This window comes from Rhodanobacter sp. Root179 (assembly GCF_001428465.1).
Classification (GTDB): Bacteria; Pseudomonadota; Gammaproteobacteria; order Xanthomonadales; family Rhodanobacteraceae; genus Rhodanobacter.
On sequence record NZ_LMHR01000043.1, the window covers coordinates 16,858 to 31,938 of the forward strand.

At 67.8% G+C, this 15,081-nt stretch carries 14 protein-coding genes and 1 pseudogene; 9 read left to right on the top strand and 6 right to left on the bottom strand.

The genetic code is table 11. From position 1 onward, the window contains the following. The first annotated feature begins 12 nt into the window (after positions 1 to 12). The 3 genes from mutL to ASD82_RS02600 are packed head-to-tail and all read left to right on the top strand — an operon-like array spanning position 13 to position 3,659. A complete protein-coding gene (mutL, locus tag ASD82_RS02590; protein WP_056714969.1) occupies positions 13 to 1,824 on the top strand; it encodes a DNA mismatch repair endonuclease MutL in 1,812 nt (603 codons plus the stop codon). Positions 1,825 to 1,858: 34 nt separating this feature from the next. Continuing rightward, the gene (locus tag ASD82_RS02595; protein ID WP_056714972.1) at positions 1,859 to 2,767 is read left to right on the top strand and encodes a DUF1684 domain-containing protein; all 909 of its coding nucleotides are present in this window, start codon (positions 1,859 to 1,861) and stop codon (positions 2,765 to 2,767) included. Next, entirely contained in the window at positions 2,751 to 3,659 is a 909-nt protein-coding gene (locus ASD82_RS02600) for a DUF1684 domain-containing protein (protein ID WP_056714974.1), read from the top strand. Before ASD82_RS02595 ends, ASD82_RS02600 begins: the two co-directional genes overlap by 17 nt. Positions 3,660 to 3,690: 31 nt before the next feature. Here the strand turns inward: ASD82_RS02600 and ASD82_RS02605 are convergent, their stop codons facing one another. Then, complete coding sequence (locus ASD82_RS02605) at positions 3,691 to 4,473, bottom strand: enoyl-CoA hydratase-related protein (RefSeq protein ID WP_056714976.1); 783 nt, start codon at positions 4,471 to 4,473, stop codon at positions 3,691 to 3,693. A gap of 159 nt (positions 4,474 to 4,632) precedes the next feature. Between ASD82_RS02605 and ASD82_RS02610 the strand changes: the two genes are divergently transcribed. The 3 genes and pseudogenes from ASD82_RS02610 to ASD82_RS02620 all read left to right on the top strand — a co-directional run bounded on the left by ASD82_RS02610 (position 4,633) and on the right by ASD82_RS02620 (position 7,045). Continuing rightward, positions 4,633 to 5,361: an FKBP-type peptidyl-prolyl cis-trans isomerase gene (locus ASD82_RS02610; RefSeq protein ID WP_007806123.1), complete on the top strand. Its 729-nt coding sequence runs from the start codon at positions 4,633 to 4,635 to the stop codon at positions 5,359 to 5,361. A gap of 27 nt (positions 5,362 to 5,388) precedes the next feature. Beyond that, positions 5,389 to 6,194: pseudogene (locus ASD82_RS02615) on the top strand (DUF1289 domain-containing protein). Further along, positions 6,191 to 7,045, top strand: a complete 855-nt coding sequence (locus ASD82_RS02620; protein ID WP_056714979.1) for a sulfurtransferase — start codon at positions 6,191 to 6,193, stop codon at positions 7,043 to 7,045. Before ASD82_RS02615 ends, ASD82_RS02620 begins: the two are co-directional and overlap by 4 nt. Positions 7,046 to 7,110: 65 nt before the next feature. Here the strand turns inward: ASD82_RS02620 and ASD82_RS02625 are convergent, their stop codons facing one another. Then, positions 7,111 to 7,872, bottom strand: coding sequence for an enoyl-CoA hydratase/isomerase family protein (locus tag ASD82_RS02625; protein WP_056714984.1), 762 nt, complete (start codon positions 7,870 to 7,872; stop codon positions 7,111 to 7,113). 19 nt (positions 7,873 to 7,891) lie between these two features. Further along, complete coding sequence (locus ASD82_RS02630; protein WP_056714987.1) at positions 7,892 to 9,346, bottom strand: DUF4139 domain-containing protein; 1,455 nt, start codon at positions 9,344 to 9,346, stop codon at positions 7,892 to 7,894. A 188-nt stretch (positions 9,347 to 9,534) separates the two neighbouring features. Here ASD82_RS02630 and ASD82_RS02635 point away from each other — a divergent pair, with 188 nt between their 5' ends. Further along, positions 9,535 to 10,035: a GNAT family N-acetyltransferase gene (locus tag ASD82_RS02635; protein WP_056714990.1), complete on the top strand. Its 501-nt coding sequence runs from the start codon at positions 9,535 to 9,537 to the stop codon at positions 10,033 to 10,035. A 1-nt stretch (position 10,036) separates the two neighbouring features. On the opposite strand, the gene ASD82_RS02640 is transcribed toward ASD82_RS02635, so the two are convergent. The 3 genes from ASD82_RS02640 to uvrA are packed head-to-tail and all read right to left on the bottom strand — an operon-like array spanning position 10,037 to position 14,061. Beyond that, entirely contained in the window at positions 10,037 to 10,672 is a 636-nt protein-coding gene (locus ASD82_RS02640; RefSeq protein ID WP_056714993.1) for an AraC family transcriptional regulator, read from the bottom strand. A 6-nt stretch (positions 10,673 to 10,678) separates the two neighbouring features. Next, the gene (locus tag ASD82_RS02645) at positions 10,679 to 11,122 is read right to left on the bottom strand and encodes a thioesterase family protein (protein WP_082542758.1); all 444 of its coding nucleotides are present in this window, start codon (positions 11,120 to 11,122) and stop codon (positions 10,679 to 10,681) included. Further along, complete coding sequence (gene uvrA / locus ASD82_RS02650; protein ID WP_056714996.1) at positions 11,119 to 14,061, bottom strand: excinuclease ABC subunit UvrA; 2,943 nt, start codon at positions 14,059 to 14,061, stop codon at positions 11,119 to 11,121. Before uvrA ends, ASD82_RS02645 begins: the two co-directional genes overlap by 4 nt. A 140-nt stretch (positions 14,062 to 14,201) precedes the next feature. Between uvrA and ASD82_RS02655 the strand changes: the two genes are divergently transcribed. Together ASD82_RS02655 and rplU are read left to right on the top strand one after the other, a co-directional pair. Then, positions 14,202 to 14,717 (top strand): DUF2059 domain-containing protein, encoded by a 516-nt coding sequence (locus ASD82_RS02655; protein WP_056714999.1) that lies wholly within the window; start codon positions 14,202 to 14,204, stop codon positions 14,715 to 14,717. A gap of 151 nt (positions 14,718 to 14,868) precedes the next feature. Next, on the top strand, positions 14,869 to 15,081 hold a 213-nt coding region (gene rplU / locus ASD82_RS02660), incomplete at its 3' end, for a 50S ribosomal protein L21 (RefSeq protein ID WP_056715004.1).

A 15,081-nucleotide genomic window follows, 5' to 3' on the forward strand; every position in this document is an offset into this window, starting at 1 on the left:
TAAAGTTGGCGGATGACCGTCATCCGCCTGCTTCCCCCCGAACTCATCAACCAGATCGCCGCCGGCGAAGTCATCGAGCGGCCCTCCTCGGTGGTCAAGGAACTGGTCGAGAACAGCCTCGACGCCGGCGCCACGCGCATCGAGGTGGACATCGAGGCCGGTGGCGCGCGACTGATCCGCGTGCGCGACGACGGCGGCGGCATCCATGTCGACGAGCTGCCGCTGGCGGTGGCCTCGCACGCGACCAGCAAGATCGGCAGCTTCGACGACCTGGAACATGTCGCCAGCATGGGTTTCCGGGGCGAGGCGCTGGCCTCGGTGTCGTCGGTGTCGCGTTTCGCGCTGACTTCGCGCGTGCGCGACCAGGACGCCGCGTTCCGCATCGAGGTCGACGGCGGCAAGCTGCAGGCGGCGCGCCCGGCGCAGCATCCTTCCGGCACCAGCGTTGAAGTGCGCGACCTGTTCTACAACGTGCCGGCGCGACGGAAATTCATGCGCGCCGAACGCACCGAGTTCGCGCATGTCGACGACCTGCTGAAGTCGCTGGCGCTGGCCCGCGGTTCGGTGGAATTCCGGCTCAGCCACAACGGCAAGCCGGTGCGCATCTGGAAGGCCGCCCGCGATCAGCAGGCGCAATTGCAGCGGGTGGCCGAGGTGCTTGGCGATGAATTTCCATCGCAAAGCCTGCGTATCGATCACGCGGCGGCGGGCCTGCACCTGTCCGGCTGGGTCGGCCTGCCGACCGCGTCGCGGGCGCAGGCCGACTCGCAGTATTTCTACGTCAACGGCCGGCTGGTGCGCGACCGCATCGTGGCCCATGCGGTGCGCCAGGCGTATGCCGACGTGCTGTTCCACGGCCGCCATGCGGTGTTCGTGCTGTATCTGGAACTGGACCCGGCCGGCGTCGACGTGAACGTGCACCCGGCCAAGCACGAGGTGCGCTTCCGCGAGCAGCGGCTGGTGCATGACTTCCTGTTTCGCACCCTGCACGAGGCGCTGGCGCAGACGCGGGCGGGGCTGGGCACGCTGCCGGTGACGGAAGCTGTTTCGATGCCGGCCCAGGCCCATCCGGCGCCGATGGCCACCGCGTATCCGTCAGCGTGGCCCAGTGCGTCCAGCCAGAGTCGGCTGGGCCTGGGCACGCGTGAGGAACCGCTGGCCGACTATGCCGCGTTGCTGGGCCAGCCTTCGTTCGTGCCGGTGGCTGCGGCGCCGCTGCCGGAGTCGGTCGAAGGCGAGGCGCCGCCGCTGGGTTTCGCCATCGCGCAACTGAAAAGCATCTTCGTGCTGGCCGAGAACGCGCACGGGCTGGTGCTGGTCGACATGCACGCGGCGCACGAGCGGATCACCTACGAGAAGCTGAAATCCGGCCGCGTCGGCAGCAACCTGCGCTCGCAGATGCTGCTGGTGCCGTTGAGCCTGGCAGTGAGTGCCAGAGAGGCCGCCGCCGCCGAGGAACACGCCGAGGCGCTGGCCGACTGGGGCCTGGAACTTTCGCGCAGCGGTCCGGCCACGATCGTGGTGCGGCGCATCCCGGCGTTGCTGGAAGGCGCCGACGTGGCCCAGCTGAGCCGTGACGTGTTGTCCGAACTGGCCCAGCACGGCAGCTCGCGCCGACTGCAGGAACTGGAGAACGAACTGCTGTCCACCATGGCCTGCCACGGCTCGGTACGTGCCGGTCGGCGCCTGACCCTTCCCGAGATGAATGCGCTGCTGCGCGAGATGGAGGCGACCGAGCGCTCCGGACAATGCAATCATGGGCGCCCGACCTGGGTGCAACTGAGCCTGCCCGAGCTGGACCGGTTGTTCATGCGCGGTCGCTGACGCGCCGTCGAGAAACGTTTCACTGGAGGAACCGATGCTCCGTAACAGCCTTTTTGTTGCCGCCGCCATTCTGGGAGTCGCTACCGTGCACGCCACCGACATCGATAACTACACGCAGGGCATCCAGCAGTGGCATGCCGGCCGTGTGGAACGACTTACCGCCGCGGACGGCTGGCTCAGCCTGATCGGGCTGGAGTGGCTGCAGCCGGGCGCCAACCGGGTCGGCAGCGCCGCCGACAACGACATCGTGCTGACCGCCGGGCCGGCCCATCTCGGCGTGGTCACGCTGGCGACCGACGGCAGCATGCGGATCGTGCTGGACCAGGACAGCCACGCCACGATCGACGGCAAGGCCGTCAGCGAAGCCGTGCTGGTGGATGATGCGCACGCCACCGCGGATGCGGCGCCGACGAAGGTGGCGTTCGGCACGGCGAGCTTCTACGTGATCGATCGCGACGGCCGCAAGGGCCTGCGCGTGAAGGACAGCGAGGCGCCCTCGCGCAAGCATTTCCTCGGCATCGACTCGTTCCCGATCGATCCGTCCTGGCGGATCGAGGCGAACTGGGTGCCGGCGCAGCCGGGCGAGACGCTGGAAATGGGCTCGGTGATCGGCACCATCGACAAGTACCCGGTGCCGGGCAAGCTGGAGTTCACCCGCGACGGCAAGCATTTCGAGTTGCTGCCGGTGATCGAGGAACCGGGCGACGCGCAGTATTTCATCGTGTTCGCCGACCGCACCAGCGGCAAGGAAACCTACGGCGCGGCGCGCTTCCTGTACATCGACCCACCGAAGGACGGCAAGGTCGTGCTGGACTTCAACAAGGCCTACAACCCGCCGTGCGCGTTCACCGGCTTCGCCACCTGTCCGCTGGCGCCGCCGGAGAACCGGCTGGATCTGCGCGTGACCGCGGGGGAGAAGAATTATCGTGGCTCGCATCACTGAAAGGAGCGCGCTGGTCGCACTGGGCCTGCTGCTGGCATTCTCCGCACCGGCGGCCACGCCGGCTGATTACGTCGCCTCGGTGCAACGCGCGCGCAGCGAGCGCGTCGAGCAACTCAGGCAGATGGACGGCTATCTGGCGTTGACTGCCTCGGGTTGGCTGGAGCCCGGGTCGAACAGCGTGGGCAGTGCGCCGGACAACCACTTCCCCGTCTCCGGTGCCCCTGCGCACCTGGGCGTGCTGGAGCTGGCGACGGACGGGCAGGTCAGGCTGCATCTGGCGGATACCCGCGGCATCACCGTCGACGGCGCACCGGCGGCGATCGACAACGTCTTGCGCACGCAAGGTTCCGACGGCAAGCAGCGACCGACCCGGGTGGGTTTCGGCAGCAGCTATCTGTACGTGATCGAGAACGGCGCGCAGCGCGGCTTGCGGGTGAAGGACAACGATGCGCCGCTGCGCACGCACTTCCCGGGCTTCGACTATTTCCCGACCGATCCGTCCTGGCGGATCGAGGCGGACTGGGTGCCGTTCAAGCCATCGCACACGTTGAAGATGGCCTACGTCACCGGCACCGTGAGCGATACGCCGATCGCCGGCAAGGCGGTATTCCGGCGTGACGGCCGCAGCTACGAGCTGCTGCCGATCGAAGAGGACGGCCGGCTGTTCTTCGTCTTCAGCGACCGCACGGCGGGGAAGCTGACCTATGGCGGCGCCCGCTTCCTGTACGCGGCTGCGCCGAAGAACGGCAAGCTCGTGCTGGATTTCAACCTGGCCGAGAACCCGCCGTGCGCGATCACGCCGCACGTGGTCTGCCCGCTGGCGCCGCCGGAGAATCGCCTGAAGCTGGCGGTGACCGCGGGCGAGAAGAAATTCGACGAAGCCGAAAAGTAGGGCAGGCGGCGCCTGCCCTGCGTGCAGGGCCTCAGCGCCCCTTGAACTCCGCCTTGCGCTTTTCCAGGAACGCACCGGTGCCTTCGCGCATGTCCTCGGTGGAAAACGCCAGCGCGAAGCCCTGGGTTTCGAATTCCAGGCCCTGGTCGATGGCGGTTTCGCCACCTTGCAGCACCGCATCGAGGATGCCGGCCGCGGCCAGCGGCGCGGCAGCAGCCAGCTGATCGGCCAGCGCGTCGACCGCCTCGTCCAGCGCCTCGGGCGCGACGACGCGGGTGACGATGCCCAGCTCGAACGCGCGCTGCGCGTTGATCACCGCGCCGGTCAGGCACAGTTCCAGCGCGGCGCCGCGGCCGGCCAGGCGCAGCAGGCGCTGGGTGCCGCCGAAGCCGGGGATCAGGCCGAGGTTGATTTCCGGCTGGCCGAATTTCGCCTTCTCGCTGGCCACGCGCAGGTGGCAGGCCATCGCCAGCTCCATGCCGCCGCCCAGGGCGAAGCCCTGGATGCGGGCGATGACCGGCTTGCCCAGCCGTTCGATCGAGCTCATCAGGCGCTGGCCGGTGCGCGAGAAGCCCTGGGCCTGCACCGGTGTATAGCCGTTCATCTCGGCGATGTCGGCGCCGGCGACGAAGGCCTTCTCGCCCGCGCCGGTCAGCACCACGACGCGCACGGCATCGTCCTGGCCGGCCTGCGCGAAGGCGAGGGTCAGTTCGTTCAAGGTGTCGCGGTTCAGTGCGTTGAGCTTGTCCGGACGGTTGACGACGATGGTGCGCACGGCACCGCGGTTGCCGATTTCGAGATTGCGATAGGCCATGGCTGGCTCCTGACAGTTGCAAGCCGCCGATGGTAGCAGCGGGAACCTTTGCCGCCGCCCGGTTTCTCAAGCCACGTGCGCGATCCGCTGCACGGGATGCGCGAACCGCTTAGGATGTTTGCTCGGGATCAAGGCTCGCGCCGGCGAGAGGAAGGATCGGTGGAACAAGGCATCACACATCTGCGTTGCGCCGCGTTCGGTCTGCTGCTGGTTGCCGGCGCGGCCTGCGCCCAGAGCGCTGCTCCGGCACCGGCGCGAACGGACAAGGCCAGCCTGTCGTACGCGATCGGATACCAGATCGGCAGCCAGTTCGCCGACGGCAAACCCGATGTGGAGATCCCGGTGCTGGTGAAGGCGATCGAGGATGCCTACGCCAGGCGACGGCCCGGCGTGTCGATGCAGGAGATGCACCAGCAGCTGCAGCGCCTCGACCAGCAGATGCACGCCGAGGCGCTGAGCGAATTCAAGCGGATCGCCGCGGCGAATGCACGCAAGAGCGCCGCCTACCTGGCCAGCAACCGGCAGCAGCCCGGCGTGGTGCAGTTGCCGTCGGGCATCCAGTATCGGGTGTTGAGCAAGGGCGACGGCAAGGTCAGTCCCACCGTGACCAGCCTGGTCACGGTGAACTATCGCGGCATGCTGATCGATGGCACCGAGTTCGACAGCACCTGGGCACACGGTGCGCCGGTCAGCTTCAGCGTCGACAAGGTGATCCCCGGCTGGCAGGACGTGATTCCGCGCATGCATACGGGTGATCGCTGGAAGGTGGTGATTCCGCCGCGGCTGGCCTATGGCGAGGCGGGCGCCCTGCCGCGCATCGGTCCGAACGAGGCACTCGTTTTCGAGATCGAACTGCTGGCGATCAAGTCCGACCCGGCCCGGCCGTGACCCCTGCAGTGATAACATCCCGGGGTCATGTCGAACGATCCCGCCCGCGCTGAAGACGCTGCCCACGATGCCCCGCTGACGCCCTGCATCGGCACCTGCCGGCTGGACCCGCGGGGCTATTGCATCGGTTGCCAGCGCAGCGGCGAAGAGATCGGCCGCTGGCGCATGATGAGCCAGGCCGAACGCCGGTACGTGATGCAGCAGGTCCTGCCATTGCGCCGGCAACCATGATCGACGACCGCATCGATGGCCTGATCGACGCCTTGCTGCCGTTGTCGTCGCCGCCGACCGGCCCGGGCTGGAACCATGCGGACATGGCGCAACTGCTGGGCACCACCGAGCGCCGGCCGGCGGCCGTGCTGGTGGGCTTTCGCGAAGGCGTGCAACCGCGGCTGGTGCTCACCGTGCGCAACGACAACCTGCAGGCGCACGCCGGTCAGGTGGCCTTTCCCGGTGGCGGCACCGATCCCGCCGACGACGACGCACTGGCCACCGCGCTGCGCGAGAGCGAGGAGGAGATCGGGCTGGATCGCCAGCTGGTGAAGCCGCTGGGCTACCTCGACCGTTTCGAGACCATCAGCGGCTTCTGCATCACCCCGGTGGTGGCCAGCATCGACGTCAGTGCGCAGTTGTATCCGGCGCCGGATGAAGTTTCCGAAGTCTTCGAAGTGCCGCTGGCGTTCCTGCTGGAGCCAGCCAACCTGCGCCGCTACACGATGGAGTTCCGCGGCCAGACCCGGCCGATGGTGGAATTCGTCCACGGTGGCCATCGCATCTGGGGCGCCACCGCCTCGATGCTTTACAACCTGCTGCAGAGGATGGGACGGACATGACGCTGAAGACCACCCTGATCGATGTCGATGCACTGGCGGCGCTGCCGTCCGACGAGGTGCTGATCGTCGACTGCCGCGTCGACCTGGCCGACCGCACGCAGGGCGAGCGCACCTACCTGGCCGGGCACATTCCCGGCGCGGTGTTCGCCGACCTGGAACGCGATCTTTCCGACATGTCGCGCGTGCCCGAGGGACTGGGCCGGCATCCGCTGCCATCGACGTCGGCCTTCAATGCCGTGCTCGGTCGCTGGGGCTGGAAGCCGGACCTGCAGGTGGTGAACTACGACACCGGGCCGGGGGCGCTGGCGGCGGCGCGTCTGTGGTGGCTGCTGCGGCTGTCCGGCGTGCGCAACGTGGCGGTGCTCGATGGCGGCATCGCCGCATGGCAAGCAGCTGGCCTGCCGCTGGAAACGGACGTCCGTCCGCGCACTTCCACCGAGGTGACGCTGGCCCGGGATGCGGGCCAGGTGATCGTCGACCACGCGGCCCTGCATGCCGCGCCGGCGCCGCTGCTGATCGACGCCCGCGCCGGCGCACGTTATCGCGGCGAGGTCGAGCCGCTGGATCGCGCCGCCGGTCACGTGCCCGGCGCCCGCAATCGCCCGTACGTCGACAACCTGCAGGCCGATGGCCGTTTCAAGCCGCCGGCCCAGCTGCGTCAGGAATTCGCCGCCGTACTGGGCGACGCCGCGCCCGATCAGGTCGTGCACATGTGCGGCTCCGGCGTCACCGCCTGCTACAACCTGCTGGCGATGGAACACGCCGGCCTGCATGGCTCGCGGCTGTACGCGCCGTCATGGAGCGGCTGGGTCAGCGACCCGTCGCGGCCGGTGGCCAAGGGCGAGGAGTGAGTGAAGAGGAGTGAGAAGCGAGATAGAGCTATCGACTCCCACCTTCTCTTCTCACTCCTCGTCACTCACTTCTCGCTCTTGCTCTTCAGTTTCGCCACCAGAGCCTGCAGCACTGCCTGCGTTTCCGGATGGAAGAACGCGTCGACGAATTCATCCAGCGGCAGCGCGTCGACGTCGGCATAGACGCCAGCCAGGTCGGCACGAGCCAGCCGGCGGGTGGTCAGCATGGCGTTGGACGGCAGCGCCAGCAGCTCGCCCAGCCAGTGCAGGGCGCGGGTGGTGACCTGATCCACGCCGGTCAGCTCGTCGACGAAGCCGCAGGCCAATGCCGCGTCCGACTCGATCATCGCGCCGGCCACCAGCAGGCGTTCGGCACGGTAAGTGCCCACGACGCGGCGCAATGCCAGCTGGATCGATTCGGGCACGATCAGACCCACCTGCACTTCGTTGAGGCCGATCCGGAACGGGCCCGAAGCCATCACCCGGTAGTCGCAGAACAGCGCCAGCACGGCGCCGCCGGCAGGGCTGTGGCCGGTGATCGCGGCGACCATCGGTACCGGGCAGCGCGCCAGCGTGGCGCACAGCGCGAAGAACTCGCGCCAGTATTCGCGCACGCCGGCCCGGTCGCAGGCGAGCAGGGCGGGCACGTCGACACCGGCGGAGAACAGTCCCTGGGCGCCGGACAGCACGATGCCGCGCACGTTGTCGCGTACTGCCTCATCGATGGCGGCGTGCAGCGCGCGCACCAGCTCCAGGTTCAGCGCGTTGACCGGCGGCCGGGCCAGCTGGATCTCGCGGATCGCGTCGTGATTGATCAGGTTGAGCATGGTTGACTCCGTTCAATGATTATTGCGGCTGTTCGTCGGCGGTCCAGCTGTAGCGCACCGCGTAATCGAGCACGGCCTTGCCGTGGGCGGGCACCTCGATGCGGAACTCCAGCGTGTCCGGATTCTGCTGGCTGGGCTTGCTGCTGGACGATACCAGTACCCACTGGCGCCAGCGGCCGGGATGCTCGCGGACCGTCACGGTGCGCGCGCTCTCGCCGGCATTGCTCAAGTTGATGCGGAACGCTTCGTTCATCGTGCGGGCGGCCTTGTCGATGCTGAAGCTGGTGCGCTCGCGTTCGGCGCGCAGGTCGAAGGCGGTGCCCAGGGTGATGGTGGCGTCGCTGCCCTTGGGCGTGTCGTCGATGCGGCCTTCGCCGATGAACTGGGGCGTGCCGTTGCGGTCGGCCGTGAGTACGCGCAGGTAGCCGGCCGGCAGGCTGTCGAAGGCTTTCAGCTTCAGTGTGCTGACGATGGTGTTGCCGCCGCCCTGGTTGAAGTCGCGGTTCACGATCGGCTGCTGCGGCTGGAAGCTGCCGCCGTTCTCGTACAGCGCGGTGCGCGTGCAATCCATCGCGCGGCTGGCGTACAGCGGCACCTGGCTGACGCTGCCATCAGGCAATTCGACCGCGCCGGGCAGGGTATAGCTGCGATAGTCGCCGATGCTGTCCTGTTGCGGCATGGCGTCGGCCTTTGCGTTGAATCCGCGTGCCATCGCCATCATCGGTTGCGGGGCCGACGGCTTGGCCATGTTCGGCTCGCCGGCGATCAGGGTGAGTTTCGCATCGTGCCAGTCGCGCCCGCTGCGGTTGGCGATGCTGGCGCGCGCTTCGAACTGCATGCGGCAGGTGGCGCCCGGCTGCAGCGTCGCCACGTAGGCAGCGCGCCAGCCCAGGCCCGAGGTGGGATAGCTGAGCACGGCGCGGGACGTGCCGGCACGTGCGGCGTCCACGCGCAGGCTCAGGCTGGAGCCGAGCGGGAACTTGCCGTCGGTGCTGCGCACCGAGGCGTAGTTGCGCACCAGCGTGGTGCCGGTAACGCCGCGTATCAGCAGGCCGTCACCCGCGCGCAGCAGGGTGCCGTTGGCCAGCGGCAGGCCGCCGGCGCCGAGCACTTCCACCGCATGACCGACCAGTCCGGTCAATGCCGCATTCGCGCCTTGCGCCAACAGCAGGCGCTGCGAAACCACCTTCGCATTGCCTTCGGGAAAGCCCAGCGCCAGCGCCTCGGCGTCGAGCGAATTCGGCAGGTCGCCGATCACCACGTCGTGCGTGCCCGCGGCGAGATCCAGCGTGCGCTGTTCGCGCACCACGGCATAGCCGTCGTTGACATTGCCGCCATCGTTGCCGGCATACAGCGCAGCGCTGTCGCTGCGATACAGGGTGAGTTCGGTGGCGTCGGCGGCATGCGCCGCGGATGTGCCGGCAAGGGCGGCGATGCAGGCGAAGGCGAGGACGGTGCGATGTGGCGTCGTCATGGGGGCGCATTCCATCGTGGGGAGTGGATTGCCATCATAACGAGGGCGGGCGCATGCCGCGTGCCGACTGCGTCGCTGTGTGCGGTGGACGCCTGACTTGCACCTGTTCCCGTGCTGGTCAGGATTGTCCAAGCGTCGGCGCCGGGGATTCACTATCGTGGCGTGCGTATTCCGCATGGAGACCCACCATGTCCGCTACTTCGACGATCGATATCGCCGCCGCCCGGCGGCCGGACGATATCGCGATCGTGCGCGAACTGTTCCTCGAATACGTGGACAGCCTCGGCATCGACCTTTCCTTCCAGGACGTGGCCGCGGAGCTGGCACAGCTGCCCGGCAAGTACGCGCCGCCCCGGGGCGCGATCCTGATCGCGCGCGATGGTGCAGGATCGGTGCAGGGGTGCGTGGCGCTGCGCCCCTGGTCGGAGCCGGGCACATGCGAGATCAAGCGCCTCTATGTTCGACCCGCGGCGCGCGGGCAGGCGCTGGGGCGACGACTGGCCGAAGCGGTGATCGCCTCGGCGGCCCGGGCCGGCTACGTGCGCGTGCTGCTGGACACGCTGGCCTCGATGAAGGCGGCGCGGCAGCTGTATGTCGCGCTGGGCTTTCGCCCGGTCCCGCCGTACTACGACAACCCAGTGCCGGACACACTGTACATGGCGCTTGAGCTCGAGCCGGGGACGCCCTGAGCTATACCGCTGCCCAGCCCGCCTGGAAGGCGGCGGGAGTCATGCCGAACGTCTTGACGAATTCGCGGTTGAGATGGGCCTGGTCGTAGAAGCCCGCTTCGAGCGCCGCGTCGATGATCAAGGCGCGATCGCGCAACAAGGCCTTGGCCTTGTGCAGGGCCAGCATGACGTGGAAGTTGTGCAGGCTGCTGCCGGTCTCGCGGCGGAACGTGCGGGCCAGGTGGCCGGCGGAAACCGCGCAGGCTTGCGCGATCGCTTCCACGTCGGTGTGCAACGAGGGACGCTCGCCCAGCAACGCCCTGGCCTGCACGCCCAACGCATCGCGGGGACCGCCAGCCGGGACATTCTTCGTGGCTGGCGGCACGAAACGCGAGATGAACGCCCAGCCGCTGCCGTCCACCGGCTCGAAGCGGTGGATCACGCCCCCCGGCACCACGACGCTGTCGCCAGCGGCAACCTCGCGGCAGGTCGTGGGAAGGCGCAGCCGCGCCCGGCCTGCCAGCACCTCGACGATTTCGTCGCCGGCGTGGAAGTGCGGCCGGAAGCGCCAGTCATGGCGCGCGCCTGCAATCGTCTCGACCCAGCCGGACCCGCCCGGGCGGACCGTGAATGAGGTGCGGGCGACCGGGATGCGCATGGTCGGCTAGATGGCGGCGCCGCGGATCGCCTCGGGCAGCGGCACGGGCTTGCCGCTGGCCGGGTCCATCCACACCATCACCACGTGACCGTCGCAGTACAGCCGGTCGGGCTGGTCGGCGTCGACCACCCGGTGCGCGATGGTCATCGAGCTGTTGCCCATGCGCTCGCAGAACAACTGCACCTGCAGTTGCGCAGGCCAGGCGATGGGGCGACGGTAGTTGATCTGGCTGGCGGCCATCACCGGCATCGCGTGCTCGTCGAACCAGGGGCCGGGCACGTGGCTCAGCCACTGCAGCCGCGCCTCTTCCAGGTAGGTGAGGTAGCTGGAATTGTTGACGTGGTTGAACGCGTCGAGGTCGCGCCAGCGCACGCCGAGCGAGGCGACGAACAGGGGGACGTCGGACGCCCCGGTTCCGTTTTCGGCAATGCCGGGCGAAGGATTGCTCATGCAGGCTTCTTCTTTTTTCCGCTGCCGCGCATCGGCTTGTACTTGTCGGCCGAGGCGATGTGCTTGGTGGCGGCCTTGATGCGCTTGGCGGTGCCCGGCTTTTTCGGTTTGGCCGGTTTCAGGTGCGGCGCGAGGAAATGGCCGGTGTGCGATGCGGGTGTGGCCGCCACGGTTTCCGGCGTGCCGGCGACCAGGATGCGGCCGCCGCCCGCGCCACCTTCGGGGCCCAGGTCGACGACCCAGTCGGCGGTCTTGATCACGTCGAGGTTGTGTTCGATCACCACCACGGTGTTGCCCTGGTCGACCAGCTGGTGCAGCACGTCGAGCAACTGCTCGATGTCGTGGAAGTGCAGGCCGGTGGTGGGTTCGTCCAGAATGTAGAGCGTGCGGCCGGTGTCGCGCTTGGAGAGTTCCTTGGACAGCTTCACGCGTTGCGCCTCGCCACCCGACAGCGTGGTCGCGCTCTGGCCGAGCTTGATGTAGTCGAGGCCCACGGCGCGCAGCGTGTCGAGCTTGCGCGCGATGGTCGGCACGTTCTCGAACAGCTTCAGCGCATCCTCCACCGTCATGTCGAGCACGTCGGCAATGGTGTGGCCCTTGTACAGGATCTCCAGCGTCTCGCGGTTGTAGCGCTTGCCGTGGCAGACGTCGCAGGGCACGTAGACGTCGGGCAGGAAGTGCATCTCCACCTTGATCATGCCGTCGCCTTCGCACGCCTCGCAGCGGCCGCCGCGCACGTTGAAGCTGAAGCGGCCCGGCGTGTAGCCGCGCGAGCGCGCCTCCGGCACCTGCGAGAACATGTCGCGCAGCGGGGTGAACAGGCCGGTGTAGGTGGCCGGGTTGGAGCGTGGCGTGCGGCCGATCGGCGACTGGTCGATGTCGACCACCTTGTCGAACAAGTCCATGCCCGTGACGGACTTGTGCGGCGCCGCCTGCGTGCCGGCGCCGTTCAATTCGGCGGCGGCGAGGCGGAACAGCGTGTCGTTGACCAGGGTCGACTTGCCCGATCCGGAGACGCCGGTGACGCAGGTGAACAGGCCGGCCGGGATCGCCAGGTCGACGTTCTTGAGGTTGTTGCCGCTGGCGCCTTTCAGGTGCAGCCACGACTCGTCGTCGATCGGCTGGCGGCGTTCCTTGGGTACCTCGATCGCGCGCGCGCCGGAGAGGAACTGGCCGGTGACCGAGCGTGGTGAGTCCAGCATGTCCTGCACGCTGCCCTGCGCCACGATCTCGCCGCCGTGCACGCCGGCGCCGGGGCCGATGTCGAGCACGTGGTCGGCCATGCGGATCGCGTCCTCGTCGTGCTCCACCACGATCACCGTGTTGCCGAGGTCGCGCAGGCGGGTCAGCGTGCCGAGCAGGCGCTCGTTGTCGCGCTGGTGCAGGCCGATCGAGGGTTCGTCCAGCACGTACATCACGCCGACCAGGCCGGCGCCGATCTGCGAGGCGAGCCGGATGCGCTGTGCTTCACCGCCGGACAGCGAGTCGGCCTGGCGATCCAGCGTGAGGTAGTTGAGGCCGACGTCGTTGAGGAAGGTCAGCCGCTCGCGGATTTCCTTGACGATCTTCACCGCGATCTCACCACGCCAGCCGGTGAGCTTCAGTTCTTCGAAGAACTGAAGCGCGTCGTCGATCGAACGATGGGTCAACGATGGCAGCGCATGGTCGGCGACGAACACGTTGCGCGCCGAGCGGTTGAGTCGCTGGCCTTCGCAGACCGGGCAGGGCTGGTCGCTGATGTACTTCGCCAGCTCCTCGCGCACGGCGGCGGATTCGGTTTCCTTGTAGCGTCGTTCCAGGTTGGGCAGGATGCCCTCGAACGGATGTTCGCGGGTGACCTTGCCGCCGCGTTCGGTGATGTAGCGGAACGCGATGCGTTCCTTGCCGCTGCCGTACAGGATGGCCTTCTGGACGTCCGCCGGCAGCTTCTGCCACGGCGCGTCCACGTCGAAGCCGTAGTGCGCCGCCAGCGACAGGATCAGCTGGAAATAGTGCGCGTTGCGTCGATCCCAGCCGCGCACCGCGCCGCTGGACAGAGCCAGCTCGGGGTGGCCGACCACGCGCGCGGCGTCGAACACCTGGGTCACGCCGAGGCCGTCGCAGGATGGGCAGGCGCCCACCGGCGAATTGAACGAGAACAGTCGCGGCTCCAGCTCGGGCAGCGAGTAGTCGCAGACCGGGCAGGAGTAGCGCGAGGACAGCAGCTGCTCCGTCGCGGACTGATCGTCCATGTTCGCCAGGATCACCAGCCCGTCGCCCAGCCGCAGCGCGGTCTCGAACGACTCGGCCAGGCGCTGCTTGATGTCGTCGCGCGGGCGGAAGCGGTCGACCACCACTTCGATGGTGTGTTTCTGGCGCAAGGTCAGCGGCGGCACGGCGTCGAGGTCATACACCGCGCCGTCGACGCGGGCACGTACGAAGCCCTGCGCGCGCAACTGCTCGAACACCTGCACGTGCTCGCCCTTGCGCTCGCGGATCACCGGCGCCAGCAGCATGTAGCGCGTCTCCGCATCGAGCGCCAGCGTGGCGTCGACCATCTGGCTCACCGTCTGCGCCTCCAGCGGGATGCCGTGGTCGGGACAGCGCGGCGTGCCGACACGGGCGTACAGCAGGCGCAGGTAGTCGTACACCTCGGTGATCGTGCCCACGGTGGAGCGCGGGTTGTGCGAGGTGGATTTCTGCTCGATCGAGATCGCCGGCGACAGGCCTTCGATGTGGTCGACGTCGGGCTTCTCCATCATCGACAGGAACTGTCGCGCATACGCGGAAAGCGATTCCACGTAGCGGCGCTGGCCTTCGGCGTAGATGGTGTCGAAGGCCAGCGAGGATTTGCCCGAACCGGACAGGCCGGTAATCACGATCAGCTGATCGCGGGGCAGGTCGAGGTCGATGTTCTTGAGGTTGTGCGTGCGCGCACCGCGGATGCGTATGGTGTCCATGGACGCCGGATATGGGGGGGAACCATTACTATACCAAGGAGTTTTGATGGTTCAGTGTCGACGGCGTCAGGTGGCGGTCGAATTTGGCTCACCGTTCCGGCTGTGGCTAAATGCCGGTTTCACCCGTACGGAGGCGAGTCATGAAGAAATGGGCGGGAACCGCTGCTGCTGCAGCGCTGGCGCTGGGCGCCGCCGGACAGGCCGTTGCCGCGCAGCCGAGCGAAAAGCAGGTGCGCGAACTGTTCGAGGTGATGCACATGGATCGCATGTTCGGGAAGATGAACACGCAGATGGTCACGGTGATGGGTCAGGCCGTGCCTTGCGTTCCGGCGTCCTACTGGCAGGGTTTCATCGACGCCAGCGGCACCCGGCAATTGCTGGGTCAGATGGTGCCGATCTACCAGCGCCATTTCACTGCCCAGGATGTCGCCGGCTTGCTGAAGTTCTACCGCTCCCCGCTGGGCCAGAAGGTCATCACGCAGATGCCGGTAACGATGGCCGAGGGCATGAAGGTGGGCCAGGCCTGGGGGCGCGAGCGCGGCCAGACGATGATCAGGCAGCTGCAGCAGAAGGGTACGCTGGACGCCAATGGCCAGTGTCCGGCCAGTCCCGCGGCGGCGAAGCCGGCCGTTCCAGCGCCCGGGCCGGGCCACTGAACGGCTCGCCGCGGGGGCGCGGCAAGGCCGTTCGGGTCCGGCGTGGTCAGTAATTGACCAGCGCGGGGTCACGTCGCTATAATCCGCGGTTCGCCAGACCTGTAAAGGGTCATGGCGATACCCAAGAGAATAACGACAGAAGGGCATTCCCATGAGTTATGCAGTCATCAAGACCGGTGGCAAGCAGTACCGCGTCATGCAGGGCGACGTCCTGCGCGTGGAGCTGTTGACCGCCGAAGAAGGCGCCACCATCAGTTTCGACCAGGTATTGATGGTCGGTACCGGTGAGTCGGTCGTCGTTGGCGCGCCGGTTGTAGAGGGCGCCACCGTCAGCGCCACCGTGCGCAAGCACGGTCGTGCCGAC

What these genes read in the sequence shown, in the direction of transcription:
- ASD82_RS02620 (WP_056714979.1), top strand. Translation starts at nt 6,191, where the DNA reads ATGACGCTGAAGACCACCCTGATCGATGTCGATGCACTGGCGGCGCTG.
- ASD82_RS02645 (WP_082542758.1), bottom strand. Translation starts at nt 11,122, where the DNA reads ATGAGCAATCCTTCGCCCGGCATTGCCGAAAACGGAACCGGGGCGTCC.
- ASD82_RS02605 (WP_056714976.1), bottom strand. Translation starts at nt 4,473, where the DNA reads ATGGCCTATCGCAATCTCGAAATCGGCAACCGCGGTGCCGTGCGCACC.
- ASD82_RS02625 (WP_056714984.1), bottom strand. Translation starts at nt 7,872, where the DNA reads ATGCTCAACCTGATCAATCACGACGCGATCCGCGAGATCCAGCTGGCC.
- ASD82_RS02595 (WP_056714972.1), top strand. Translation starts at nt 1,859, where the DNA reads ATGCTCCGTAACAGCCTTTTTGTTGCCGCCGCCATTCTGGGAGTCGCT.
- mutL (WP_056714969.1), top strand. Translation starts at nt 13, where the DNA reads ATGACCGTCATCCGCCTGCTTCCCCCCGAACTCATCAACCAGATCGCC.
- ASD82_RS02655 (WP_056714999.1), top strand. Translation starts at nt 14,202, where the DNA reads ATGAAGAAATGGGCGGGAACCGCTGCTGCTGCAGCGCTGGCGCTGGGC.
- ASD82_RS02630 (WP_056714987.1), bottom strand. Translation starts at nt 9,346, where the DNA reads ATGACGACGCCACATCGCACCGTCCTCGCCTTCGCCTGCATCGCCGCC.
- ASD82_RS02635 (WP_056714990.1), top strand. Translation starts at nt 9,535, where the DNA reads ATGTCCGCTACTTCGACGATCGATATCGCCGCCGCCCGGCGGCCGGAC.
- uvrA (WP_056714996.1), bottom strand. Translation starts at nt 14,061, where the DNA reads ATGGACACCATACGCATCCGCGGTGCGCGCACGCACAACCTCAAGAAC.
- ASD82_RS02640 (WP_056714993.1), bottom strand. Translation starts at nt 10,672, where the DNA reads ATGCGCATCCCGGTCGCCCGCACCTCATTCACGGTCCGCCCGGGCGGG.